The sequence below is a fragment of the Paenibacillus sp. sgz302115 genome (assembly GCF_056120445.1).
Window position 1 is genome coordinate 1 of the sequence record NZ_JBVYOK010000088.1, and the last position, 282, is coordinate 282.

The 282-nt window shown below is 47.5% G+C and carries 1 rRNA gene; it reads left to right on the forward strand.

Annotated features, from left to right (window positions below):
* Positions 1 to 133: ribosomal RNA gene (locus AC0LWN_RS32785) — 23S ribosomal RNA — on the forward strand; the annotation flags it as partial.
* Positions 134 to 282 lie beyond the last annotated feature (149 nt).

Below are 282 nucleotides of genomic sequence, written 5' to 3' on the forward strand. Positions count from 1 at the left end.
GCGTGAAGCCCCCCTCAAGATGAGATTTCCCAGCATGTAAGACCCCTTGAAGACGACGAGGTAGATAGGTTGGAGGTGGAAGCACGGTAACGTGTGGAGCTGACCAATACTAATCGGTCGAGGGCTTATCCAAAACACTATAACGCAGATTTCGTTTCGGATTCAGTTTTCAGGAATCAAGTGAATTGTCATGAGGCCCAAGTGGTTGAGTGATAATGAATTGATATTCAGCATTTGGCGATGCTGAGACCTGAAAGATGCATTTGCACCGCAAGTGCCCGT